This window comes from Photorhabdus bodei, from assembly GCF_003287735.1.
GTDB classification, from domain to species: Bacteria; Pseudomonadota; Gammaproteobacteria; order Enterobacterales; family Enterobacteriaceae; genus Photorhabdus; species Photorhabdus kayaii.
This window is the reverse complement of record NZ_NSCM01000057.1, coordinates 1-22,367: the sequence shown is the minus strand read 5'-3', so window position 1 is coordinate 22,367 and position 22,367 is coordinate 1. Positions and strand designations below refer to the sequence as shown.

29 protein-coding genes and 3 pseudogenes are annotated in these 22,367 nt (G+C 44.9%); 7 read left to right on the top strand and 25 right to left on the bottom strand.

Annotated elements, in window-relative coordinates; all coding sequences use genetic code 11:
- Positions 1 to 72: 72 nt before the first annotated feature.
- The 7 genes and pseudogenes from CKY02_RS20840 to CKY02_RS20810 form a co-directional block, all read right to left on the bottom strand.
- Positions 73 to 2,052: a phage tail tape measure protein gene (locus CKY02_RS20840; RefSeq protein WP_240002104.1), complete on the bottom strand. Its 1,980-nt coding sequence runs from the start codon at positions 2,050 to 2,052 to the stop codon at positions 73 to 75.
- Positions 2,053 to 2,141: 89 nt separating this feature from the next.
- Positions 2,142 to 2,261: a GpE family phage tail protein gene (locus tag CKY02_RS26570; protein ID WP_112896749.1), complete on the bottom strand. Its 120-nt coding sequence runs from the start codon at positions 2,259 to 2,261 to the stop codon at positions 2,142 to 2,144.
- On the bottom strand, positions 2,221 to 2,547 hold the full coding sequence (locus CKY02_RS20830) for a phage tail assembly protein (protein ID WP_023043990.1): 327 nt from the start codon (positions 2,545 to 2,547) through the stop codon (positions 2,221 to 2,223). The genes CKY02_RS26570 and CKY02_RS20830 overlap by 41 nt, the downstream gene beginning before the upstream one ends.
- 257 nt (positions 2,548 to 2,804) lie before the next feature.
- Entirely contained in the window at positions 2,805 to 3,329 is a 525-nt protein-coding gene (locus tag CKY02_RS20820) for a phage major tail tube protein (protein ID WP_011147613.1), read from the bottom strand.
- Positions 3,329 to 3,688 (bottom strand): annotated as a pseudogene (locus CKY02_RS26785) (phage tail sheath C-terminal domain-containing protein); the annotation flags it as partial. The pseudogene CKY02_RS26785 and the gene CKY02_RS20820, both read right to left, overlap by 1 nt.
- Positions 3,667 to 3,888: a hypothetical protein gene (locus CKY02_RS26780; protein WP_420899238.1), complete on the bottom strand. Its 222-nt coding sequence runs from the start codon at positions 3,886 to 3,888 to the stop codon at positions 3,667 to 3,669. The gene CKY02_RS26780 and the pseudogene CKY02_RS26785, both read right to left, overlap by 22 nt.
- A gap of 113 nt (positions 3,889 to 4,001) precedes the next feature.
- On the bottom strand, positions 4,002 to 4,214 hold the full coding sequence (locus CKY02_RS20810; protein WP_112896747.1) for a hypothetical protein: 213 nt from the start codon (positions 4,212 to 4,214) through the stop codon (positions 4,002 to 4,004).
- Between the two features lie 108 nt (positions 4,215 to 4,322).
- On the opposite strand from CKY02_RS20810, the gene CKY02_RS20805 reads away from it, so the two are divergent.
- Positions 4,323 to 5,492, top strand: coding sequence for an RNA-guided endonuclease InsQ/TnpB family protein (locus CKY02_RS20805; protein WP_112896746.1), 1,170 nt, complete (start codon positions 4,323 to 4,325; stop codon positions 5,490 to 5,492).
- A gap of 105 nt (positions 5,493 to 5,597) precedes the next feature.
- Here CKY02_RS20805 and CKY02_RS20795 read toward each other — a convergent pair whose 3' ends face one another.
- The 13 genes from CKY02_RS20795 to CKY02_RS20735 form a co-directional block, all read right to left on the bottom strand.
- The gene (locus CKY02_RS20795) at positions 5,598 to 5,948 is read right to left on the bottom strand and encodes a DUF2190 family protein (protein WP_112896745.1); all 351 of its coding nucleotides are present in this window, start codon (positions 5,946 to 5,948) and stop codon (positions 5,598 to 5,600) included.
- Positions 5,949 to 5,961: 13 nt separating this feature from the next.
- Positions 5,962 to 6,897: a hypothetical protein gene (locus tag CKY02_RS20790; RefSeq protein WP_112896744.1), complete on the bottom strand. Its 936-nt coding sequence runs from the start codon at positions 6,895 to 6,897 to the stop codon at positions 5,962 to 5,964.
- 31 nt (positions 6,898 to 6,928) lie between these two features.
- Entirely contained in the window at positions 6,929 to 8,023 is a 1,095-nt protein-coding gene (locus CKY02_RS20785; RefSeq protein ID WP_112896743.1) for a peptidase, read from the bottom strand.
- A gap of 204 nt (positions 8,024 to 8,227) precedes the next feature.
- Positions 8,228 to 8,677 (bottom strand): phage virion morphogenesis protein, encoded by a 450-nt coding sequence (locus tag CKY02_RS20780; protein WP_112896742.1) that lies wholly within the window; start codon positions 8,675 to 8,677, stop codon positions 8,228 to 8,230.
- On the bottom strand, positions 8,670 to 9,500 hold the full coding sequence (locus CKY02_RS20775; protein WP_112896741.1) for a phage head morphogenesis protein: 831 nt from the start codon (positions 9,498 to 9,500) through the stop codon (positions 8,670 to 8,672). The genes CKY02_RS20780 and CKY02_RS20775 overlap by 8 nt, the downstream gene beginning before the upstream one ends.
- Entirely contained in the window at positions 9,481 to 10,974 is a 1,494-nt protein-coding gene (locus tag CKY02_RS20770) for a DUF935 domain-containing protein (RefSeq protein WP_112896740.1), read from the bottom strand. Before CKY02_RS20770 ends, CKY02_RS20775 begins: the two co-directional genes overlap by 20 nt.
- The gene (locus CKY02_RS20765) at positions 10,974 to 12,497 is read right to left on the bottom strand and encodes a hypothetical protein (protein WP_112896739.1); all 1,524 of its coding nucleotides are present in this window, start codon (positions 12,495 to 12,497) and stop codon (positions 10,974 to 10,976) included. The genes CKY02_RS20770 and CKY02_RS20765 overlap by 1 nt, the downstream gene beginning before the upstream one ends.
- Entirely contained in the window at positions 12,494 to 13,039 is a 546-nt protein-coding gene (locus CKY02_RS20760) for a DUF3486 family protein (RefSeq protein WP_112879738.1), read from the bottom strand. The genes CKY02_RS20765 and CKY02_RS20760 overlap by 4 nt, the downstream gene beginning before the upstream one ends.
- Positions 13,039 to 13,350, bottom strand: coding sequence for a hypothetical protein (locus CKY02_RS20755; RefSeq protein ID WP_112896738.1), 312 nt, complete (start codon positions 13,348 to 13,350; stop codon positions 13,039 to 13,041). The genes CKY02_RS20760 and CKY02_RS20755 overlap by 1 nt, the downstream gene beginning before the upstream one ends.
- Positions 13,343 to 13,675, bottom strand: a complete 333-nt coding sequence (locus CKY02_RS20750) for a hypothetical protein (RefSeq protein WP_112896737.1) — start codon at positions 13,673 to 13,675, stop codon at positions 13,343 to 13,345. Before CKY02_RS20750 ends, CKY02_RS20755 begins: the two co-directional genes overlap by 8 nt.
- The gene (locus tag CKY02_RS20745; protein WP_113044107.1) at positions 13,672 to 14,295 is read right to left on the bottom strand and encodes a hypothetical protein; all 624 of its coding nucleotides are present in this window, start codon (positions 14,293 to 14,295) and stop codon (positions 13,672 to 13,674) included. The genes CKY02_RS20750 and CKY02_RS20745 overlap by 4 nt, the downstream gene beginning before the upstream one ends.
- Positions 14,285 to 14,902, bottom strand: coding sequence for a transglycosylase SLT domain-containing protein (locus CKY02_RS20740; protein ID WP_112896736.1), 618 nt, complete (start codon positions 14,900 to 14,902; stop codon positions 14,285 to 14,287). Before CKY02_RS20740 ends, CKY02_RS20745 begins: the two co-directional genes overlap by 11 nt.
- Before the next feature lie 2 nt (positions 14,903 to 14,904).
- Entirely contained in the window at positions 14,905 to 15,255 is a 351-nt protein-coding gene (locus CKY02_RS20735) for a putative holin (protein ID WP_112896735.1), read from the bottom strand.
- A 250-nt stretch (positions 15,256 to 15,505) separates the two neighbouring features.
- On the opposite strand from CKY02_RS20735, the gene CKY02_RS20730 reads away from it, so the two are divergent.
- Complete coding sequence (locus CKY02_RS20730) at positions 15,506 to 16,276, top strand: DNA adenine methylase (protein ID WP_112896734.1); 771 nt, start codon at positions 15,506 to 15,508, stop codon at positions 16,274 to 16,276.
- A gap of 47 nt (positions 16,277 to 16,323) precedes the next feature.
- Here CKY02_RS20730 and CKY02_RS20725 read toward each other — a convergent pair whose 3' ends face one another.
- From CKY02_RS20725 to CKY02_RS20710, 4 genes are read right to left on the bottom strand one after another with little or no spacing between them, the layout of a single operon-like run.
- Positions 16,324 to 16,761, bottom strand: a complete 438-nt coding sequence (locus CKY02_RS20725; protein ID WP_105395077.1) for a hypothetical protein — start codon at positions 16,759 to 16,761, stop codon at positions 16,324 to 16,326.
- A 17-nt stretch (positions 16,762 to 16,778) separates the two neighbouring features.
- Positions 16,779 to 17,207 (bottom strand): hypothetical protein, encoded by a 429-nt coding sequence (locus tag CKY02_RS20720; RefSeq protein ID WP_146747481.1) that lies wholly within the window; start codon positions 17,205 to 17,207, stop codon positions 16,779 to 16,781.
- Between the two features lie 44 nt (positions 17,208 to 17,251).
- A complete protein-coding gene (locus tag CKY02_RS20715) occupies positions 17,252 to 17,590 on the bottom strand; it encodes a prepilin peptidase (protein ID WP_112896732.1) in 339 nt (112 codons plus the stop codon).
- Between the two features lie 35 nt (positions 17,591 to 17,625).
- Positions 17,626 to 18,024: a helix-turn-helix domain-containing protein gene (locus CKY02_RS20710; protein ID WP_112896731.1), complete on the bottom strand. Its 399-nt coding sequence runs from the start codon at positions 18,022 to 18,024 to the stop codon at positions 17,626 to 17,628.
- A gap of 85 nt (positions 18,025 to 18,109) precedes the next feature.
- Here CKY02_RS20710 and CKY02_RS20705 point away from each other — a divergent pair, with 85 nt between their 5' ends.
- From CKY02_RS20705 to CKY02_RS20680, 5 genes and pseudogenes are all read left to right on the top strand, one after another.
- A complete protein-coding gene (locus tag CKY02_RS20705) occupies positions 18,110 to 18,295 on the top strand; it encodes a DNA-binding protein (protein ID WP_112896730.1) in 186 nt (61 codons plus the stop codon).
- Positions 18,296 to 18,350: 55 nt separating this feature from the next.
- A complete protein-coding gene (locus CKY02_RS20700; RefSeq protein ID WP_040153029.1) occupies positions 18,351 to 18,659 on the top strand; it encodes a helix-turn-helix domain-containing protein in 309 nt (102 codons plus the stop codon).
- A gap of 19 nt (positions 18,660 to 18,678) precedes the next feature.
- Positions 18,679 to 19,635 carry a hypothetical protein gene (locus CKY02_RS25005; RefSeq protein WP_036777233.1) on the top strand — a complete coding sequence of 319 codons (957 nt, stop codon included), beginning with the start codon at positions 18,679 to 18,681 and terminating at the stop codon, positions 19,633 to 19,635.
- Between the two features lie 53 nt (positions 19,636 to 19,688).
- Positions 19,689 to 21,473 carry a DDE-type integrase/transposase/recombinase gene (locus tag CKY02_RS20685; RefSeq protein ID WP_112896729.1) on the top strand — a complete coding sequence of 595 codons (1,785 nt, stop codon included), beginning with the start codon at positions 19,689 to 19,691 and terminating at the stop codon, positions 21,471 to 21,473.
- Positions 21,474 to 21,711: 238 nt separating this feature from the next.
- Positions 21,712 to 22,140 (top strand): annotated as a pseudogene (locus CKY02_RS20680) (hypothetical protein); the annotation flags it as partial.
- Between the two features lie 24 nt (positions 22,141 to 22,164).
- Here the strand turns inward: CKY02_RS20680 and CKY02_RS20675 are convergent.
- Positions 22,165 to 22,367 (bottom strand): annotated as a pseudogene (locus tag CKY02_RS20675) (IS4 family transposase); the annotation flags it as partial.

Here is a 22,367-nt window from a genome sequence, read left to right as displayed (position 1 = left end):
AGCACCTTTGAATTTCAAGAACATAAAATGGTGACAGGAATGCAATCTTACCACCATGAGCTTTTGAGTTTATTAGGCGTACAATATAAAGCGGTTTATTCCTGAATTAGGTGCGGAATGAAGGGTAATGTCATTCCATTGAGCTGTAAACCAACCTTTGACGTTAGACCAAATATTTTTGATTCCCTGCCATCCCATTTGGAAAGCGAATTTTACTAAGACCCAAAGCCGTTTAAAGAAATTACTGATGGGCTTCCAATAGCGATAGATAAGATAAGCGGCCACTGCAATACCAGTGATGATCAATCCGATAGGATTCATTAATAGTGCGCGTCCAATCCATAAAATAGCTCTGCCAGCTACCATCAAGCCCTTATAGAGAGCACTACCAAGGATTCTGCCCAACCAGAGAGCTGCTCCGGCTATTTTCCGCAAGATGTTTGCAATGACACCGAATCTGCCACCACTACCGATAGCCATTCGAAGCAGTAACCACCGTGTGCGTATTAACATTGCGCCTTTCCAGATATCAGTTATAGGGGAAAGCAAAAGATTAAGACCTAATCTGACACCGATTGAAGCTGCTTTGAATGCCAGGAACCCGCCGACCAGCGTGACAACATTACTGATGAGTTCAGGATTAGCAGCCAGCCATTTTCCGGTCTTATCCATCAATGGAATAAAAGTTTCGGCTAACTGTATTAATGCTGGACGCAGCGACTGACCAATGCTAATAGCCGAATCATTAAACTCAATTTGAGTACGCCGCCACTGTGCTTCTAAGGTATCGTTCTGTTTATCAAAATCGGTATCAACAGATTTTTGTGCCGAATCAGTCCCCATGCCTGTTTTGATACGCTGATAATCTCCCCAACGTTGCCGCATGGCCAAGAGATGGTTGACTGTCTGTACGTCGGTGAAAATAGAGGATAGCCCGAAGGATTCCATGAGCATACGCTGTGCATCTTCATCACCTCTGGCTCCCGCTTTTTTCCACTCTTTCATGAGATCAGCGCCTTTACTCTTGATAAAGCGGTCTGCGATCATGATTGAGGCTTCATATTGTGAGTACCCCGAAGAAACATATCTGCTCATTGAGGTTTGATAATCGACGTCAGCTTCAGCGTATCTTTTGGCAATATCACCACGTCCCATTGAAGCTAGCCAGTTCCTCATATTGGTAGCTGCTTCACCTTCCGTTCCTGCGCCTTCACGGCCAACTTCCAAGCTGGCTATAATCTGTGAAACTGCCTCCTGACCATATATTCCCTTACCAGCAAATTGCTGCGCCATTTCTGGAAAGTATTGGGCGAGATCTTTTAATTCAAAACGACCCGATTTAGCACCGAAAACGGCTCGGTTAAAGGCTTCCTTGAGCGCTTGATCGCCTTCAATTTTCAGGGACTCAAAGGACAGAGCCATTTTGGCTAAGTCATTAATATTAGCTTTGGATGCCGTGGCGATGTGGCCCAATAATCTACTCATATCGGTCGATTTCATGGGAGATTTTCCGGCGGCAACCAATGTACCAATACCTTCCAGCAGAGTTTCTTGTAATTGGTTTGTTTGCTTGGCGTTCTGGCGCAAGATGATTCCGATTTTTTGCTCTTCTTTCGGAGACAAATTGCCCGTGACAGCTATATCCCTTAATCCTGATTCAAAAGAGGCATACTTTGTTACGGACTGAACAACGGGAGAGGATATCGTGCGAGTTAATGCATAGGTTTCGGCTCCCTGTGCATATAGCGCCATACGATTCGCTTTGGCTGCATCACTCATACTAGCCGCAGACTGTAAGCGCTGTTGCTGGCGGTTCAACTGTTCCAGTGTTCGACTGATGCGTTGTAGATCCGCATTCAAACGCTGGGCACTACGGGAACCAAGTTGACCGTAACGTTCAACAACACGGTTCAGTGCCTGCTGTCGGTTCTCCAGTTGGCGAGTCGTTTCTCCCAGTGTTCCTAGAGTACGGCGTGTACCAGACATGGCAGAACTGAACGCACTACTAATGGCTCCACCAATAATGACACCAATGGAAAATTCTGTTGACACGAATTAAGCTCTCATTAAATGGGAAATAAAATGAAAAATTCACTTCCAGTATTCCAGACACTATTAATGGCAATATTTGTCTGTATTAATTAACCGTCTTCATTCTCGCGTTTGATTTGAGTGTTGGCCTCATTCAACCAACATTCAAATTCATCCAGCGCCAGATTATCAATCTCGCTCGGCTGGAACCGGAACCATCGTGCCAACATCGCCGATGCTTGCCACACTGTTTTTATTTCCCTGATCCAATCCGATAACTTGCTGAAATCGTTTCTGTAATGCCAGATAATCAGCGACATCCATCTGTTCGATATCTTCTGGTAACAATCCTGTCGAATGTGCTATCAAAATATCATCCCAGTCAGTAGGATTTTCGCTGGCTCGCCGGGCAGCCTTGATATCTTTAACTTTCAAACGTGATAACTGAAGCTCTTCAATGCGAACGCCAGCAGCCGTGGTATAGGGAAATTGAAGATGGTAAGTCGTGGTTGACATGATGATACTCCTCTGTAAGTTTCATTCAGTATCATCCATGTATGGAAACGGAAATATTAAAGGGGATTAAAGAAGAAAGGGGCTGATGCCCCTGTCATTAGTGAGTGCGAAAGCCTCTACAGTTACGGAAAAAGTCTATCAGATATTCTTTCCCTTTCGCTGCACCGATATCGGAAAACCAACCTTCCGGAGGAGTCCACTTATCAATCAAGTCGGCAAGCTTTCTGGCTTTGGAGCGAGTGCAGTCATTATTTAGTTTAACCTCCAATATTGATGCGATAATCGGTCAGTTGATCAATGCCGCCAACACGGAAGATATTGGCCAGATAATCCAGTTCTAATAGCTCCTCACCATCCAGTACCTGCTTAATATAGGTACTGGTAAAGCTACTGGAAAAATCAGCATTTTCATGTTGCTTAAATGTGCCCAGCGGATTCTTCTTAAATAAAATGGTCAGATATGTCACCAATGGCACTTCATCAATGCGCCCCTGTGAACTGAATTTCTGGACGCTGGAACGGCACTGCAATGCCAGAGACTTATAGGGATTGGCAGCAGATAACATGGCGTCACGGTAGAAACTGTTCCACTTGATCTCGCCTTCCAGTTTATCGAAGCCTGCCGGTAGCTCTACTTTGCCGACCATCCCCAGCGCCTTATGCTCCTGCATGGTCATGGAAACGTCTGGCAGTTTCACTTCTTCAGCACGTCCCAACAGGTTATTGCCGTCAATATAAATATTGGCGTTGGTGATGCGGTTAATCTCTATTTTTCCGGCCATTAATTATTTCCCTTTAAATTCAGCAAATATTCAGAGGTAATCTCAGTTTCAAATGTCAGTCGTTCCAGTGGTGGCGGTGGTGTATATTTATAACTGAATAACAGATGACCTGATGCCAGCTCTGTTTCTTCGTTATGGGTCGGATCAAACCAGCATTTGAATCCTAACAAAGCACCATCGGCAATCAATTTACGACCATAGGCATTCACAGATTCTGTCAGGGCATCTATCAGCGCTGCTGTGATCGGCATATCGATATATTGCTGACTGAAGTAACGCAGGGATTCATTAATCACGTCTCCCGTTCTGCGCACGTTCTCGAAGTTACGCATGTGTGTCACAGTTTGCCACGCGGCGGTTTCGCCGTTCCTGTGGTTTTATCAAAAGTAATGCTTTCACTGGCAACATTAGCTTTATGCACCTCAGGATCAAGAACGTTAATGACCAGCACAGTTCCCGCACCATGATCATAAATAGCATCCAGTGCTTGTGGGATGGTAAAACCATTCATTTGAGTACCAAATTGAGCTGCATCTTTTTCTGACAGACAAAGTGTCACTGCATTTACTGGCCCTATCGGTGCAGTACCAATTGCCGACCACGGCGGATTTCACTGTCTTGACAGGACGCAAGCCTTTTTCGACTTCGATAGTTTCGACGCCATGCAAATAATTAGCGGCCATCAGTGACCTCTTCAGACTTTTCTTTTTTCTTCAGGATATTTTTTTGCTGTTCTGACAGTGGATGAAGATATCGCAGCGCGATCAATGTCTTCGCATAATCATGCTGCTCCAGTAAATCAACAGTTTTTCCTGACCAGAGCAAGACTTCGGTGCCATCAGCTAAAGTGACGCCGCCTGCTGGGCCTGTATAGAGGTATTTCATTGTTCAGTTCCCTCCTTTAGGTCTGGCTACTGCGACGTATCCTGACTGATGGATATCTACCGGTAAAACAGGCTAAAATGAATGCACTTTAATTAATGAGCGCTAAATATGTTAAGAGCGACCAAAGTCCGCATCTATCCCACCCCCGAACAGACCGAGTATCTTAACGGCCAGTTCGGCGCGGTCCGTTTTGCGTACAACAAGGCGCTGCACATCAAAAAGCATACTTACAAACATCACGGCGTGAGTTTACATCCGCGCAAAGACCTCAAACCGTTACTGGCGGTCGCGAAGAAATCCCGCAAGTATGCCTGGCTCAAGGCGTATGATTCCATTGCGTTACAGCAGGCAGTGATCAATCTGCATACTGCATTTGATAACTTCTTCAATCCGAAGTTGCGCGCCCAATTTCCCACGTTCAAACGCAAACAGGGCAAGCAATCCAGCTACCACTGTGTTGGGGTGAAGGTGCTGGAGGGTGCTGTCAAGATCCCGAAATTGTCACCGATAAAGGCACGTATACACCGAGAAATTAAAGGGGAAATGAAGAGCATTACGCTCTCTCGCACCGCCACGGGAAAATATTTCGCCGCTATCCTGTGTGACGATGGTAAAAATGCGCCGGAAAAGCCGGACGTTATCACCCGCGTGACCGGGTGCGATATGGGGTTGTCCCACTATCTTATCCCGTCGACCGGAGAGAAAGTCAATAACCCTCGTCACCTTATCAACGCCGCCCGTAACCTGCGCCGAAAGCAGAAATCACTGTCCCGCAAACAACAGGGCAGCGCTAACCGCGGCAAGGCCCGCTTACGTCTGGCGGCCGTCCATGAGCGGGTAGCCCATGCCCGCGCCGATTTTCAACACAAACTCTCTCGAACAATGGTTGACGAAAACCAAGCGGTCATTGTTGAGACGCTGAAATCGGCCAACATGATGAAGAATCACCGCATTGCCCGCGCTATCGGGGATGCGGGCTGGCATGGCTTCATCAAGAAACTGGAATACAAAGCCGCAGCGGCGGGCGTCCATCTGGTCAAACTGGATCAGTGGTTCGCCAGTTCGAAAACCTGCCATTGCTGCGGTCACAAAGAGCCGGAAATGCCGCTGCATAAGCGGATCTGGCAATGCCCTTTCTGTCGAGTCGAACATGACCGCGATATCAATGCGGCGCTTAACATCCAGCGTAAGGGCATACAGGAATTACAGGCGGCGGGACTCGTCGTTTCTGCCCACGGAGGCCAGTGTAAATCCGTCATAAAGACGGTTGCGGCCTGAGAAGTGGGAAGCCTCGCCGTTTTTTACGGCGGGGAGCAGTCACACAGCCATATCAATGATTGCGTTGGTATCTGCTCTTGCAAGTCTTTCAATGAGCAATACATGTCATATGCCACGTAAGATGCGAATGATATTACCTGCCGCTGTGGCATCATCCAGCGCAAACCCGACAGATGTTCTGGCAGCATTTTCAGCCGAACTCAGTGGTACTGCACAGGCATCCTTATCCGACTGTACGACTTGCCCACGGGTTATTGGCCCACCAGCTTCAACAGCAATGATGCCCAAGACATGAACTGGAACGACATCACCAGCCTTTGCATCCACTTCAGCTATACCAAGTGCAACGGCTCCAGCCTGACACGGTGCATTATCAGTACCAACTAAACGATGCTGGATGATGTCCGCACTGGCGATAATTGTTGTCGTCAATACGGATTGTTGTGTTACTGCCATGATGGTGTCTCCCTTACTTCACAATATTGGTAATCAGATAGCCAGCATCACCGCCAACAACCGCAACTTTATAAATATCGGTATAACGGCAGTAATTCACCTTGCCGCCAACACCTTCATATTTATCAGCAACAGGCATCCCTTTGCGCCGAAATGTATAGCCAAAGGAGGGTTCATGTTCATCAGCGCTTTCTGCTCCTGCCTGCGGAGGTGATACGTAATGCAACATCAAATTATCAGCCCAGATATCAACAGGATTTTCTTTAATGCTTGGGGTAGAAACAGGTTCACCAACGACAACGTTCTGGATTTGGAAAAGATCTTTGAGTATTTCTATTGTGATACGCTTACGTTCGTTGGCTCCAATAGCCGCCTGAATTTCAGGGTGGAACTTCAACAATGACATCACGCTAGCACCCATAACCATAAGATTAGGACATACACCGATGGCAGTACGAACGGCGTCAATTCCAGCCTCAATGACTTTGATTGGGTTACCTTTGCCGCCTACCCATCGAGTATCGTTTTTCAGGCTTATCACCGATTTACTGAGATAAACTTTAGGGTCTTGTGCCAATCGTGCAGCATACAGTTCGCGCTTGAGATTCACGCCATTTGTGGAACGGCGGATTGCCTTTGCTTCTTCATTAAATAAAGATTCTGATTTCTCGCGATAATCAACAGGTGCAGCTAGATCATGTTCGTTGAGCACGATATCTAACGAAGAGCTTTTCTCACGGATCAAAACGTTACTGTTGGCACCAACAGCACGCGCAGTGTCATATTCTACAAAGGCACTTTTGCCAAATGTCGGCACACTAGCACCTTCTTTCTCCATTTCGACGACAGGGAAAATATGTTCGCCAATGAATGTCGCATTTTTATAACCACGCGCAACACTGGTTAGTACAGGGTCAACAATACGTTTGCCTTTCAAATAATCAGACATTTATCTCTCCTCAATAGTTACGGTCGCAGTGTTACAGGCAACGGGCAACGGCTGCGTCGTAACTGATACCTTCCTTCTTCGCCAGAGTGACGGCTTTTTGATGCAACGCCAGACGTTCAGGATCTGCATCGGCAAACTCAGCAGTATCTGATGATGTATTCTGGTCAACACGGTCTTTCGTTGCATGTTCGCCAAAGTCAATAACCGGCTGGGCAGAACTCAGCAGATCTTTAAACGCGGTAGCCAGTGGCTTTTTCACATCACCTTCAGCAAACTCGACAGGCGAATCACCCTGAGTCACTGTGTCCAGTAACGCAACTACGATAGGTTGGGCAGCAGGTGTCAGCCTGCCGTCTTTTACCAACTTTTCAGCAAACGCAACATTTTCAGTATGTCGTTCATTCTGTCTACGTTGGACTTCTGCGGCATCACGTGCTGCAAGTTGTTCTTTCAGGCGGGTGTTTTCATCTTCGAGCGCCTTTTTTTCTTCATTTATCACGTTGTTTTCCCCATGTTGATGTGTGTTATTGGGTTCATGAAAGGCAGGATCAGGCTGAGTCGTGCTATAAGCCTCTTCACGTAATGAATCTACCTGCCAAGAAGGAAGCGCTTTGTCTGCTTCGTCCACACCGAATTTACTGATCAAAAATTCTCGCAGACGCCCCCAAAGTGAAGCGTTGGTGATGTCACTCCAATCAGAGAACTCCACGACACCATGCTCTTGCTCGCTGAATTCAACTTGTCTCAGTCCTTTAATGGCGGGTGGCTGCGCACCCAAAAAGCCGACATGACGCAAATAGAGCACGCCGGGTTTAGGGTTGTTTGGGGAATCAGGTAAATAGAAAGAAGCAGAAATTTTTTTATAGCGGCCTGCATCGACCAGTTCAGCGAACTGAACATCAACCTGTTGAGGTTCTGCAATCAAATCATTACCAGAAGACGTCAGCGATTTAACCCAACCATAGGCGGGTAAATTGTCTTTTGGATGCCCAATCACAATCGGTGCTTCATGCAACGATGAGTCATAAGCCTTTGCGCAAGCTTGCAAATCTGCGGGGCTGAACGGCAATTGTTTGCCATTCATATCGGTATGTGTACCGGATTTGAAAATGTGAAGTGACTTCATTTCACTACCTCTATTACGTTGATAGAGACAGTTTCACTACAATCAGAAAAAACTACTTTTAATCTGCTTTAGAAAAGGATTGGGGAAGGAAATAGGAAAGTGGAGAACTGCATGCAATTAGATACCGAAAATTTGAGTCTGTAAACGCTTTATAAAGTTTTTTGCGGATGACAATGGTAAATCACCTGCATAGGGAGGCAAAGTTTAACGATGCGACGCTGATTCAAGATGTCGTTGAATGGTACTTAATACGGCTCTTGTTGCTTCTGGTGATAATTCTCCTTGTTCTGTTACGGGCAGATAAGGCCGGGCTGGTAGCAATAAAGATTGATTGCGGCCAGCTTTACCTCCCAATTGATGAATACGCCCGTAGACCAAGTTTGTACCGACAACTGCCGTGTGGGAATCATATCGGGTACTGACTGAACGCATCAAACGAGCAGTTTTTTGCAGTGTCTGACCACCACGTTCCTTTGCAGCCACAGAGGGTATCCATGCTGGGCGTCCTTCAGCTTCAAAGTTAAAAGAGGTTTCTGCTGACAATGTTCCAGCAATTTTACGCATGGCAAGTGTCAGATCATTAGTAGCCAATTCTAATGCCCGCAGTCCACGTCTTAGGTCTCCATCATTAATGGTGATAGTGATATTACTCATTCTGTCTTCCCAGTTCGCGGCGGGCCAGTCCAGATAGCTCCCCCTGATATCTGGCCAAATCGGGACGATATGCTGCCCCCGGCGAATATGACCAACCTACATCAGTCGCCACTTTTGTTATGCCGGTGTTGAATGTAACAACGGGCTGCATCTCACCTGTTTTTTGTGAAACCAATTTCAACTCCCAGCCCATTGCTTTACCTGAATGCATAACTTTTATCCCTCTGGCACGAACATCATCATGACTGAGGGCAATTACACTGCAACGGCAACGCCAGCCATTAGGAGGGTAGAAGGCTTGCCAAAATGGGTCGTCAGAGCGAAATACCAAACCATGTAATGCGAGATGGCTCTTGCGTGTATGGTTATCGTTGATCCCTGTATACATCCAGTACGGTCTGTCATCAATATTTTCCATTTGTTCGGCCCAACGGCCCGCACTGTACAGCACCGACATGTTGGTACGAAAAATAGTATCAAGGCGCCACGGGCTACCTTGCTGAACAGTGACACGCTCCCCTGTAATGGGGTCATCGGTTTCTTTCGTACCCCACCACCCCTTACGTCTTAATGTTGGCTCCAGCTCCTGACGAAACCAACGATCAGTCTTGCCTTCATCTAGTGCCTGTTGTAGCGCCTGGCGAATATCTTCCAGAATATCCAAACGCGTGACTTTCGCCACCGTGAATGTACGGGCATGAGTCTCTTGCCAAAGTTCTTCCCAATCCCACGTTATCTTGTAGCCCTTAGATTGCAGATAACCAATGGCTCGCTTGGGAGGTAATGTCATGCAATACGCCAGTTCAGGCGTGGTTATGCTCATGCAAGCGCCCCCAGATGTTAGACACAAACAAAACCCGTGCTAGCCGCTCTTGCAAACCCTCTGCGTCCATTTGTGGATAAAGCTCGGCTAACTCTCCTATAAGATCGCTGGGATTAGCACCGTTTTGAACACGATGAAACAAAGGAACCAGCAGAGATTCCAACGATTCATTCAATGATCCTTCATTCATCAAAATATCCAGCGCTTCATCTAAGGTGTCCTGTGCTGCTAAATCTGCGTTAACAGCTTCAGAGAACGCCAGTGGGAGTGGTGGCATAGGCGTGGTTGACAAGGTTGTTTCATCAATATCCCCATCCTGCAATTGATATTCGCGTTTCCAGTATTGCGGAGTAAATCTGACACCAGCCTGACTCAACTTAACGTCACGATTAGCCTGTGTTTCATCAACCGATTGCTGTTCCCAAAGACGATAGACCGGACATTCAACGTTACCGAAGTTCAGTTCTACGACCCAGCGTATAGCCTGATTAATGGCGCTGGTGATAACGTCAACATCAGCATCACGAATATCATCCGTTACCTCCAATCCCGCTTGTGCAGAGGCTTTATTGCTGTTTGCTTCGGTCGTTTGGTTTTGTCCCAGTAACGCAATGGAAATCTCACTGCGAGCGACGGTAATTAAGTTCTGGTAGATATCACTGCTGTCTGATTTACCTGCTGCCTCTTTAATCTCAACGGAGGAATCATCAGGAATGGCGGCAACTGCATCATCAATCATCGCTTCCATCGAATCTAATAACAGATCAATTTCACTTTGTGGAGTACCTCGTGGATGCTTTCCAATTACCCACGGTGAACCATATTTCTCAGCAAAGCGTACCCAAAACTTCATGCCGCCTTTCTTAAAGGTGACGGGCCAGAAGCACATTGATAAATCTGGGAATCCGTAAGGGTTGTCATAAGTGGCGTCTTGACGTGGCATTACAAATTTATAGAGAGGAACCAGTTCCCCCTCAACGCCTGCATCACGAGCACGAAAACGCAGTTGGTTATCACGATCATAGTGGAACCAGTCAGGTGGCTTGCTAACGATATCCGTCACTGACCATGATTGATGCTGACTCCACATCAATTCACAAGGCTGATAACCATACAGAACCGCTTCATGCATTTCGCCAATGATGCGTGACATATCCAAATCCGTGAGCATGTCGCGGATAAAGTTAAAGACTCTCACAGGGGCATTACTGCGTTCTACACCACGTTTTAGTGCTTTCACTCCGGCCTTGCGGCGGCGAATACATCCACCAACCAAAGGATCAGTACGTAATTCACGATAGATACGAATATCCCGTCCTTGAGCTTTGAGAATAGCATCAGGGTTAGGTAGATATGTCCCCAGACTGTAGAAGTCAATGGAACGGTTACGCGATGCAATTTGCTCAGTAAGCGACTGCTTTGATTCGGAAAAGTTAATAAATTCTGTTGGTGAAACCCAGATACCACGAGCCATTAGTATCCCTCCAGCATACGTGCAGACTGACGGCGTCGGCGGGAACTTGTTTTCACCGGACCTTTGTTAATTTCACGGCTGGCGAAGTAGGCTAGGGCAAGGGCTATCGCTGCATCACCGTGGCGCTTGCCGCCGTCCGCTTTTGCTTTTGAGCGCTGATCAGGTACGCGGGGAACACCGTTAATAACCTGTACTGCCCTTAGGTCATTCAAAGTGTCTTCATCCTTTGGCAGCGCCTCCAGATTGCCGTCTTCCAACGCAGCCTTCACCGGAGGCATATTGTCACGGTACCAACCTTCGGTGGGCATGACTTGCTGCACACGGTTGGCACCATATTTTTGCATGGCATATTCGGCCAGATAAGCACCATTACCACGGGCATCAAAGGCTGCACCCAGCAGATTAGGAAGTCCATCCATTAGATACCAAGTGATTTGCTCCTGTTGTTTAAATGGCACGTTGCGCAGCTCCAGCACGAACGGCACTCTGCGTACCAGATTTTTTTGTTGCAGCAATGGATAATCCACAGATAAATCTCCACTGCGGCCAAAATCGCGTCCCAGAAACGAACGAGCATCAGAAGGCAATGCATCCAACCACGGCTTCAGGTTGGCTTTTAGCCACTCTTCGGTATCTGTGCGGCGTATTTCATCGGATTTAAGCTCATATCCTTTCGGACAAGTTAGTCGCAGCACTGGCGTATCGGGAGACATCCGAGATTCAATCAGAGCGCGGGACAACCAGGCTCCGCCACCATTAGCAGGAATACAGTCCAATTCTTCTGATGCCCCAGCTCCGTAGAACTTATACACCGACATCATCCACTGTTGTTCAGCCTCTTGTGACCATTCACGTCCGGTACGTAAGCAGACACGGTGGAATAGTCCTTCAGCCACAGCTTCCTTAAAGGTAATACGGTGGATAACGCCATCTCTACGTCCTGCCCGGATGTCGTTCAGCAACTCATTAAACAAGTTGCTATCCCCGTTATGGGTGGAGATCACTCGCACTTTACCGCCCCAGATAAGCATGGCTAGTGCCGCTTTCAGTAATTCATCGAGCTGTTCATGGAAAGCAGCCTCATCAATGACAATGATCCCCTGACGGCCACGCAAGTTAGACGGACGGCTAGAAAGCGCCACTACACGGAATCCAGAGTCTGGAAATTTGATAGTGAAAGTTTTGATGTGCTTATCATCTTCGTCTTCTTCCCAGAACCCTTCTTCAATTTCACTGGCTGCATAGTTGAAAGCACGAGCCCACATTGCACAGGCTTGAATATATTCAATGGTCATATCTTGGTTATAGGCGATGTAATACACATTCATACCACCCGCAGCGGCAGAAGATGCGGCGATGAGTACATTATCTGACGCTTCAGCCCAAGTAATTCCCGTTCGACGACTCTTCTCATTGACTTTAAAAGGAGATGAGTCGGCCACCCATCGTTGCTGGTATGGCAATAAGACGACAGGTGCTGCTATTGAGGAAGTATCTGGTAGAACAGGTGCAAGCTGACTCATGTAGCAATTCCCAATATTTCCCGACGTAATGCAGCAACTGCTTCGGCAGATAATCCACCTTTGCGTGCAATTTTCTCTGCATTACTTGCGGCAGCTTCAGTCCGTGCCCGGACTTCAGATTGGAATTTTTTCAGATTCACACTAGCGCGAGAGAGTGTAGCTACATTTTTTGCCACCTTTGAAAGCAGTGTAACGCGCTCTTTTGGCGCAACTTCTCCGTCTTCAGCTTCCTGAAGTTGAATAATACTTTCAAAAAGTTCAGTCTGAATTAAAGCAATCACCGCCTCAGAACGTGCATCTTGATCATCCACGGCACCTTCTGTGAGCATCCGTGCTGCTTCTGTTGCCGCCCGTATTGCACCGTATCGCTTTTCTATTTTTTGTCCATAACGGTGAATAGCGGACTTACTGATTACATAACCTTGATCACGCAGCAAGGTTTCAAGTTCCTGGTATCCACTAAACCCTGATTCAGTCAACGCCCGTTCCAACCAGCGCCGAACGTCTTCTGGGAGTTTATCGATTGTGCTTCGACGCGCCATTATTCACTCCAGTACTTTTCAGGACGAGCAATACCAAGGCCGCATTCGACCGTATATTCAACAACATCAACACCAATACGAGTTAAGTCAGCAAACCAACTACCCGATGGCTGTTTATTGAGGTCAATTAATTTACGGTCTGCCAGATAATCCAACTCCTTCCGTAATTCCAATGCAGTGACGTCAGGATAAATCGCGCGAGATATATCCAATAACAGAGTTTCACTGGCGGTATATGGGCGGGTTTTATTCAGTGCGACCAACAGACTCCAGCGCAATGATTCACGACGAACACGAGCAACATCAATCATTTTTACCTCCGGCAATTCGGTGCTGCTGCACCATCTCTAATTTGCTGTAAAGCGCATCCAGCTTGGCTTCAATTACTGTTTGACCACGAATATAATCTTCACGGCGCACGTAATTCAGCGGCAAGTCAGCCTTAAACTGCATAAACTCACGTTCGAGCTGAGACCAATTGTCTACGGAATGTTTAAGCGCTTGCTCTAACGAGGCGTGTCTTTCCTCCTGCCGCTCTTCGGCCTTGCTGAATAACCACTTTGCGATGCCAAAAATGAAACCGAGGAAAGAGAGCAGAAAACCTACGGCAGCCCAAAATTCAATCTGTAATGTCATTGTTGTAATCCTTCGATGTAATCCAGCAAACCATTAACCTGAGCTTTCAATGCAAGACACTGTTCCCCGTTGTCGATGATATTGGCGAGGATATCTCGTTGCGTGATACCGGATGGCCGTAGTTGGGCATCAGAGCTTTCATTTCCACGGGACGTTTCATCAGCGCCGGAGGTAACGGAGGCAGAGCGAGTTTGTGCACTGGACAGGCCGAGGGCGGCGTTGTATTGCTGCACGAAGCCACGAGTAAACACACAATTAACAGGATGAAACTGTTGTTTTTCATCCATCCAACTCTGGGTAACATGGTCAATTTTCCTCTTCAGTTGTTGGTTCTGAGTGCGGAGTTGTTCAATATCGTTGAGATAATTGGCTGCTGCCTGATGCGCTGAGTGGACCTGCATTTGGTAACGTTGTTGCAAGGCATTGAGTGCTGACAGTTCCCGCTCTGTCCATTGCTTTTCCAGCTGAAGAAATTCGGCTTTCTGCTGTGCTAATGCAGTGTTTCCTGTCTCCGTTGCTTTCTGAAAGCCCGTGGTATGACCTCTCCAGTGAGCTAAAGCGAACATGCCGATTAGCGACAAAATCAATAAAACAGGTTTAGCCCACAATTTAATTGGCACAGTTGGTACCTCCCCAAGCCAAATAACGAGGTGCGAGTTCCAGTAATATATGCTTGGAATAATGTCGATTTTCTTTCCATGCTGACGCTCTACGGCCAGCATTCTGAGATTCAACATGACCGAACCAGATCCACGGATTGAGACCAACTGCCTCGGTTTTCTTCTTATCCCGTAGTAACCAGCCTAAGCCTCCGTTATAGGAAGACAGCACCATCGCCATTCTTTGGCACTTATCGGCAGCTTTAATGCGTTGCCATAGCCAATGGTCATAGTGAACCATTGCCTGTATAGACCAGATTGGGTTGAAGGGATCTTTATTGGATAATTCAGGAATACGTTGACTAATCCAATCCGTTGTTATGGGCATAAACTGGGCCATACCCTGAGCACCAACAGGAGAAATAGCTCGTGATTTCCAGTCACTCTCCTGATGCAACTGAGCGGCAAAATCAGCTACAGGTGCATTCAATCCCCAGATCACACGAGAAGCACGTATCAAGTCATTGCGGTATTGCTGCGAACGGTGTGGTGGTTCGTCAGCCAATGCTGAGCTGACCATTCCGCCACACCACAACAGTACAATTCTGATAATCTGCCGCCAATTCATAATCACAACCCTGTAGCTACGCTCAGACAGGTGGCGGCAACAATCAGTGCACGGCGTATCAGAACGGCAGCAAACACCACATGGTAGCCAGTCTGAACGGGATATTTTCCTTCTTTCATGAGTATTTCATCATATTTCAGATACTGACCGGGCCTTGCTTTCGGGAATAAACTGCGGTCTAGCCAGTACCCCAAAACAACAGCCAGAGCAATAAGCGACAATTTGTAGATCACGACAGGGACTTGTTGAGGGGAAACTAAACCGATAGTGATCAGCAATAGAACAGCTGTTAACAACCAGCCACCGAGGCGTAATTTTTTGATAAGTGATACAAACGATTTGAAAGTTTTCACTGAACTGTCTCCGTAGTTGTTGATGGAAACAGTTTTGCCAATTTATCGGGAAAAGGATTTTAAAGGGCGTTAAGAGCGCATCAGAAAAGTAAAAGACAGGATAAGAGCGACCAGCCTAACGCTCGAACACTGGGTAGGCTATCAACTCACAGGTATGTACTGTGAGTCAACCGAGGCTCTTTCCGTTATTGATTATTGATGACCGGAAAAGCCTAACTCATTTTCAGCTAATGGAAAAGGCTTACGGATAATGAAAGAACAATCTTTACCCATCGTTCCGTGGATTGGTGGTAAACGCCGATTAGCAAAACATATTTTACCGTTATTTCCTGAACATACCTGTTACGTCGAACCGTTCTGTGGTGCTGCTGCGCTGTATTTCCTAAAAGTACCGAGCAAATGTGAAGTGATTAATGATATTAATGGTGAGTTGGTGAATCTTTATCGTGTGATAAAACATCACTTAGAAGAGTTTGTCCGGCAATTTAAATGGGCATTGGTCAGCCGCCAAATTTATAAATGGTTGCAGATTACCCCCGAAGAAACGCTAACCGATATTCAGAGAGCAGCGCGTTTCTACTACCTCCAAAAGCAGGCATTTGGCGGTAAGGTAGCAGAACATACTTTCGGTACTTCCACCACCAGCCCACCGCGATTTAATTTGCTCAGAATAGAAGAAGATCTATCAATGGCTCACCTGCGACTGGCAAGAACGATCATTGAAAATATGAACTGGGCACAATGCGTCCAACGGTACGATAGGCCACATACGCTGTTTTACTGTGATCCGCCGTATTGGGGTACAGAGGGATATGGCATAGAGTTTGAGCTTGATAACTATGATCTGTTAGCAGAACTAGCACATACCATCCGAGGGGAAATGGTAATTTCGGTGAACGATATTCCAGAAATGCGTAAGGCATTCAAAGGATTGAAAATGCAAGCAGTCAATATCGGTTACAACTTGAAAGTCACGGGGAAAGTTAAACAGAGTAAAGAGCTGATTATTTGTAATTTCTAATAACCGAGAATGGCAAGGCAATATATTTGCTTTGCCATTTTTTACCTTTAACCTAAGCCAATAGAACGGGATACAAACTGTAAGCCTATTCCGAGAGTTTGGCTCACTAAAGACCTTAACGCTTCTTTACTTTCAGTCTTCAATGTTTCCTTAATGCGATCACCTAATGGGGTTTCTAAGCTATCAGGGATTGCTTTGAGAACTTCTAAACCCTCAGCAGTTAATACGGCTCTATGACAACCTGCTGAGCTCATAGTCCCTGCCAAGTAACCATTTGTCATAAGCCAATCCACTGTATCCAGAAAGAATCTATGATCTTCTACTGTAGTACAAAGTTCGTCAGAGTATATTCCATCAGAATATTGAAGGGGTTCACCGATTACCTCTATAGATAAAAGATCTATCTTTAAAGGAAATGACTCATATAGCTTCCCAAATATAATACCTACAATTTCATTAAACTTTTCTATGTTTGTAGTAGACATAAATATCCTATTTGTTTCTAAATTTTCAATTTCAACGTTCCACTAGGTACATTCTGTTGATCTAAACAAACAGATTGGCAAGCTGATTTAGATATAGATAAAACTGTTTCGTTATCCTCTATATCAAGAAAACAATTATTTCCATTAGCCATATAATCATTGAGAAGTTTGGCATTTTCATCAATATGGAATTTGATAGTTGTGCGTGAAGGATAACTGTTTTCGTAAACTGTGATGTCAGTAAATTGATCAGCATATTTATCCAATCCTGGGCACATTTTCCTAATAGTTGGCAATAACTTTTGGACTAATGGATTATCTGTTTTAACTATAAATTTCAATGTGGAAACAGTAGATGTATCTGCTATTTTTTGTATATCCATTTCACCACAACCAAATATCATAAATACGAAAATTATCGTAACTGAACCATGTAACTTCAACATAGATGTTATCTCCCAAGTGAAATTGATAAATAATGAATCTAAAATTAATGTTTCCGTAATATAGATACTATAATGAAATAACATACCCCCATTCCCAGTGCAGCTCCTGCCTGCCATTCTTCTGGACCAAACGTAAGAAGTAAAAGAAATATGGCTCCTATACAAAAAACAGCAACAACCAATATCAACGCAAATCGTAGATCTATTTCCTGATTTCTACGTTGTTGTTCTGCATCTTCAAACTCAGCTTCACAATGTCGGCAATATTGTCGACCTGGTGTCAAATATCGCTGTTCACAATATGGGCATGGCTCCGGGCCATTATAATTATACTCATGATAATCATTAGCCGCGACCCGATTGTTATCCCCGTTAATTTTCAAATGAGACCTCCATTGCAACTACATTTTTACCACAACTACTTTTTATGCTCGTTATAGTCCCTGCCTGCAATTCGGTTTCCATTACCTGTTATTTTCTGCTTTGTTGAACTAACGTTCGAAAGTCCTGACTGTAAGGCCGCTACTGCAGCAACCTTAAGAGCTAATGGTGCTTGTCTATAGTATTGAACCAACTCAGATTCATCTGGAGATAATACAACATTGGAGGAGGATATGCCTGTAAGAATAAACTGAACATTCGCTCCCGCCAATGCAAATGCAACCCATACATCACCACCAGGAACGGCTACACCACGTTCGTATTTGCTCCACATTTCACGTGACACACCGCACATTTGAGCCGCCTCATCTTGTTTTAAAGACAGGCGTTTTCTTTCTTTTTTTAGACGGGTCGCACAAAGAGAATCAAAGTTCACAAATCCACCATTGACAAAGAGAATTAAAGTTCACATAATTTAGCATATATCAAAACACTATCATTGCACGACTGGAGATAAAACAATGACACCGGAGAAAATTAAACAGCGTTTTCAGCAAGACGGTATCACAGTTACTCAATGGGCAAACGAGAACGGTTATTCGCGCGAAGCTGTATACCGCGTTCTTAATGGTCAATCCAAAGCTAATTACGGAAAAGCCCATGAGATAGCCGTAAAACTTGGCCTAAAAACTCCAAATATTGCCTAACTATTTTATCACTCTATGTAACAGATTATCACATATTGAAAAGGGAGAATGTGACATGCGCAAAATTAACGTTTCCAGTTCTGGTACGCGCATATTACGGGTTCTTAAGGCTCTACGCGGTCATTCCTTGTCTGGGCTGAGTAATGGTGAATTAGCGGAATTACTGGGGGAATCTCCCGCAAATATTAATCGTGCACTAAATACATTAATAGAAGAAGGGCTGGCGCAAAAACTGAGTAGCGGCAGATATGCACCAGGTATGCAATTACTACAAATAGCACAATCGTTCTCAAATGAAATGGCTAATACCCAGGCTAGAATTACGGAAATGAATCAGCGCGTTCTCGCTGGTAGCAGAAATTAATTAACAGGGGATTTATATAATGGCACGCTCAAAAAATACAACATCAGTAAAACTGGCCGAAGATGTTCAACTTGCCGACGATCTACAGGTCAATCTCAACGCTATGACAACACACCGTCTGCAAATCATGGAACAGTTTGGTGATGGTTTGCCGTATGAACGTGATCGCATCGTCCATGAAACCCGTTTCTACATGGCTCAGAGTGCTGAAGCGATGTTAGAAGCTGGGAAGCGCCTCATTATTCTTAAAGAGAATGAACCTCATGGCGAGTTTGTTAACATCGTTAAGGATCAACTCGGTCTGGAACCCCGTATTGCCCAAAAAATGGCACAAGCTGCACTCAAATTTCTTTCACCTGGATTAGAAACAAAAGCGAAAACGTTTTCGCTTTTGGGACGTTCCAAACTGTATGAATTGATGCTTGAAGACGATGATGAACTGTCTGAATTGGCTGAAGGTGGCACTGTAGCTGGTCTGACATTAGATGATATTGATCGCATGTCTGTCCGCGAACTACGTAAAGCCCTGCGTGATACACGTGCTGATCTGGATATTTCACGCCAGACGGTACAAGAAAAAAAGGAACTTGTTAGTAGTTTGATTGAGGAGAAATCTGAAATCCAGCACAAACTTCAGCGCCGAATCAATCATGAAAAACCGGAAGAAGAAGGTGCAGCTTTGACACAAGAGGTTAATTCATTGTCTTTTGCTATTGATGCCGCTATCACCAATCTTTTCAATGGATTTGAAACGCTTAATGACCATACCACACGCACCGATATTAGTCATGTTGGGTTTATGGCAGGCGTACTCGATGACCTTGAAGTCAAAATTCGTAACCTACGTAATCACTTTAATCTGCCTGAGTACAGAGAACACAGCATTGTTCCTGATTGGGCTAAAGAAGGTGCGGAAGCAGAAGAGGAAAGATTCGAACGACCAGAATGGATGGATAAGGAAGAGGCACATGAATAAATCTGAATTGAAAAAAATGCTTGAAAAGAAATTGAAGAAATAAGGGCAATAACATGAATACCACAATGACCGAACGATTAGTTTCTATTGCACAGGCAGCACATAAAGCCGGACATGGCAGTAAAGAAGCAATATATCGGGCGGCTTGTGAAGAGCTTTGTATGTCACGTTCAACATTGATTAAAAAACTTGGTGAAGTTTCTGGCAAAAAGCCACGCAAGAAACGTTCTGATGCAGGTAATAGCGCGCTGACACGTGAAGAAGCAACTCTAATCTCAGGGGTATTGATGGAAGCCACTCGTAATACAGGGAAACGGTTATATAGCTTCGAACAGGCCATTAATGATCTGCGTTCAAATGGCCTGATTAATGCAGGCCATATTGATACTGAAACGGGCGAATTTTCTCCGTTATCCGTTGACGCTATTAGTCGTGCATTGCGCCAGTACAAACTTCATCCTGAACAGTTGAAAGTGCCTGCGCCCAGCCTACAATTGGCTAGCCTGCATCCCAATCATGTCTGGGAATTAGACGCCTCAATTTGTGTACTGTATTACCTAAAAAATCCTAATAAAAACAATAGAAGTGACAGTGGGTTACGCATGATGCCTGTGGCTGAATTTAATAAAAATAAGCCTAAAAATCTAGCTCGTATCATTAATGATCGCGTCTGGTCGTTTGAACTAACAGATCACACAAGTGGCTGGATATATGTTGAATACTTATTTGGCGGTGAAACCAGTCAGAATTTTACTTCTGTATTGATTAACGCAATGCAAGATCGTGGTGATGCAGATGTGTTACACGGTGTACCCCAAATTTTATTTACTGACCCCGGTTCAGCTTTGACAGCACCTACACTACGTAACTTGTGTAAGGCCCTAGGCATTCAAATGATACAACACAAGGCCCGTAACGCCCGTGCTACGGGCTCTGTTGAAAAAGCGCGTGACATCATCGAACGCAATTTCGAATCCGGTTTACGTTTTCGACAGGTTGATGATATTGATGAACTTAACCGTCTGGCACGGCTATGGCGTATGAAATTTAACCGCAGTGCAATACATAGCCGACATGGACAAACCCGTACAGATTGCTGGCTAAAAATCACAGCAGAACAGTTAGTAAAAGCACCTGCCATTAACGTTTGTCGTGAATTGGCAATTGGTGCACCAGAAAGCCGTAAAGTACAGTCAACCTTGAGAGTATCTTTCAGGGGACGTGAGTATGACGTCAGTACCGTTCCTAGCGTGAGTGTTGGTGATTCAATCATGATCACCCGCAATCCGTGGCGTGACGAAGAAGCACAGGTAGTCATTACTGGTGAAGATGGTTTTGATGCTTTCCATCTTGTTAATGAAGTCACTAAAGATGAGTACGGCTTTGCCATCGGCGCACCTGTAATTGGTAGTGAATTCCAAGCCATTCCTCAAACAATTGCACAACGTAATTTAGCCGAAGTTGAACAAAAAATCATGGGGACAAACAGCACGGCTGAAACTGAAATAGCACGTAAATTGAAAACACTTCCCCTCAATGGTCGGTTTGATCCATATTTGGATATTGAACGTAATGATGCGCCAACGTATATGCCAAAACGTGGACAAGCCTCTACGGTACATAGTCCACGAATTGAACAGATTATGAACCCCGTTGATGTTGTCAAAATTTTACGTGAACGGTTCCAATCACATGGTAAGACATGGCGTGGTGAATTTTATCAGCAAATAGTTAAACGCTTTCCTAATGGTGTTCCAACAGATCAAATTGATGAGTTGGTTGATGAATTCATGGGGAAATCAACAACTGTTGCACGCAGTATTGTTAACGGTAATTAGTTTTTCATGGTGTATATTAAGGAAAAGAAAAATGGCAATTAAAGTTCATGATCCACTACTTTCATTGACAATTCAAAATACAACTGAGATTTATTTATAAAAGTGACCCAATTTATTTTCGTGAAACTCATTATAACGTAGGAAGTATATAGGATATTTTGCCAGGGAGTGATGTTGCTATCTCTTATTATCAATGGCATATGCAGAAATAAAGATAGCCGCTTAACGGGGGATTATTATGCTGGTGTTTAAACAGCAATTACAGGCACATCAGTTAACGCAAAGTGCAGCCGCAAGTGCGGCAGGAATTTCAGCGGCGGCGTTGGCTCAAATTGTTAACCACAATATATGGCCACGACAGAACGCAGATGCAATTCGTCAGCGTATTACTGATTTCTTGGCAAAAAGAGGTATCGATACCGCAAAAAGTTTTGAGGTGGTACAAACAACCGATAAATCAGATACCGATAATAAAAATACAACCCTCATTTCTGAGGAGGAATACATGTTACTAAAAAAACAAGTGTTATTTCCAGCTACGAAAAAGCACTTTGGTTTATTTCGTGATCCATTTGAAGATAGCGCAATTCAAAGTGCTGAAGATGTTTTTGTGACTCCAGATAGCCGTTATGTACGGGAAGCCATGTATCAAACAGCCCGCTATGGTCTGAGGAATCCCCACAAATCAGCGCTAATAAATCAAAACCATATTTTGGTAGATTTTGGCGAGGTGCTTGAGTGTTTTATTAAGCACTATTTCAAATAATATTAGCGGAGAATGGCGTAATACATTCTCCGCTAATGTTAGGTGAGAGATGACTCTTCTTGATTTGATACTATTTGCCTGATAATTAAGGTGTATTCCTTTATTTTCGGCATAAAAACCAATCAGCC

Coding starts and splice junctions, on each gene's coding strand:
- CKY02_RS26570 (WP_112896749.1), bottom strand. CDS start 2,261: ATGTTGGCACGATGGTTCCGGTTCCAGCCGAGCGAGATTGATAATCTG.
- CKY02_RS20830 (WP_023043990.1), bottom strand. CDS start 2,547: ATGTCAACCACGACTTACCATCTTCAATTTCCCTATACCACGGCTGCT.
- CKY02_RS20820 (WP_011147613.1), bottom strand. CDS start 3,329: ATGGCCGGAAAAATAGAGATTAACCGCATCACCAACGCCAATATTTAT.
- CKY02_RS20810 (WP_112896747.1), bottom strand. CDS start 4,214: ATGAAATACCTCTATACAGGCCCAGCAGGCGGCGTCACTTTAGCTGAT.
- CKY02_RS20805 (WP_112896746.1), top strand. CDS start 4,323: ATGTTAAGAGCGACCAAAGTCCGCATCTATCCCACCCCCGAACAGACC.
- CKY02_RS20795 (WP_112896745.1), bottom strand. CDS start 5,948: ATGGCAGTAACACAACAATCCGTATTGACGACAACAATTATCGCCAGT.
- CKY02_RS20790 (WP_112896744.1), bottom strand. CDS start 6,897: ATGTCTGATTATTTGAAAGGCAAACGTATTGTTGACCCTGTACTAACC.
- CKY02_RS20785 (WP_112896743.1), bottom strand. CDS start 8,023: ATGAAGTCACTTCACATTTTCAAATCCGGTACACATACCGATATGAAT.
- CKY02_RS20780 (WP_112896742.1), bottom strand. CDS start 8,677: ATGAGTAATATCACTATCACCATTAATGATGGAGACCTAAGACGTGGA.
- CKY02_RS20775 (WP_112896741.1), bottom strand. CDS start 9,500: ATGAGCATAACCACGCCTGAACTGGCGTATTGCATGACATTACCTCCC.
- CKY02_RS20770 (WP_112896740.1), bottom strand. CDS start 10,974: ATGGCTCGTGGTATCTGGGTTTCACCAACAGAATTTATTAACTTTTCC.
- CKY02_RS20765 (WP_112896739.1), bottom strand. CDS start 12,497: ATGAGTCAGCTTGCACCTGTTCTACCAGATACTTCCTCAATAGCAGCA.
- CKY02_RS20760 (WP_112879738.1), bottom strand. CDS start 13,039: ATGGCGCGTCGAAGCACAATCGATAAACTCCCAGAAGACGTTCGGCGC.
- CKY02_RS20755 (WP_112896738.1), bottom strand. CDS start 13,350: ATGATTGATGTTGCTCGTGTTCGTCGTGAATCATTGCGCTGGAGTCTG.
- CKY02_RS20750 (WP_112896737.1), bottom strand. CDS start 13,675: ATGACATTACAGATTGAATTTTGGGCTGCCGTAGGTTTTCTGCTCTCT.
- CKY02_RS20740 (WP_112896736.1), bottom strand. CDS start 14,902: ATGAATTGGCGGCAGATTATCAGAATTGTACTGTTGTGGTGTGGCGGA.
- CKY02_RS20730 (WP_112896734.1), top strand. CDS start 15,506: ATGAAAGAACAATCTTTACCCATCGTTCCGTGGATTGGTGGTAAACGC.
- CKY02_RS20725 (WP_105395077.1), bottom strand. CDS start 16,761: ATGTCTACTACAAACATAGAAAAGTTTAATGAAATTGTAGGTATTATA.
- CKY02_RS20720 (WP_146747481.1), bottom strand. CDS start 17,207: ATGTTGAAGTTACATGGTTCAGTTACGATAATTTTCGTATTTATGATA.
- CKY02_RS20705 (WP_112896730.1), top strand. CDS start 18,110: ATGACACCGGAGAAAATTAAACAGCGTTTTCAGCAAGACGGTATCACA.
- CKY02_RS20700 (WP_040153029.1), top strand. CDS start 18,351: ATGCGCAAAATTAACGTTTCCAGTTCTGGTACGCGCATATTACGGGTT.
- CKY02_RS25005 (WP_036777233.1), top strand. CDS start 18,679: ATGGCACGCTCAAAAAATACAACATCAGTAAAACTGGCCGAAGATGTT.
- CKY02_RS20685 (WP_112896729.1), top strand. CDS start 19,689: ATGAATACCACAATGACCGAACGATTAGTTTCTATTGCACAGGCAGCA.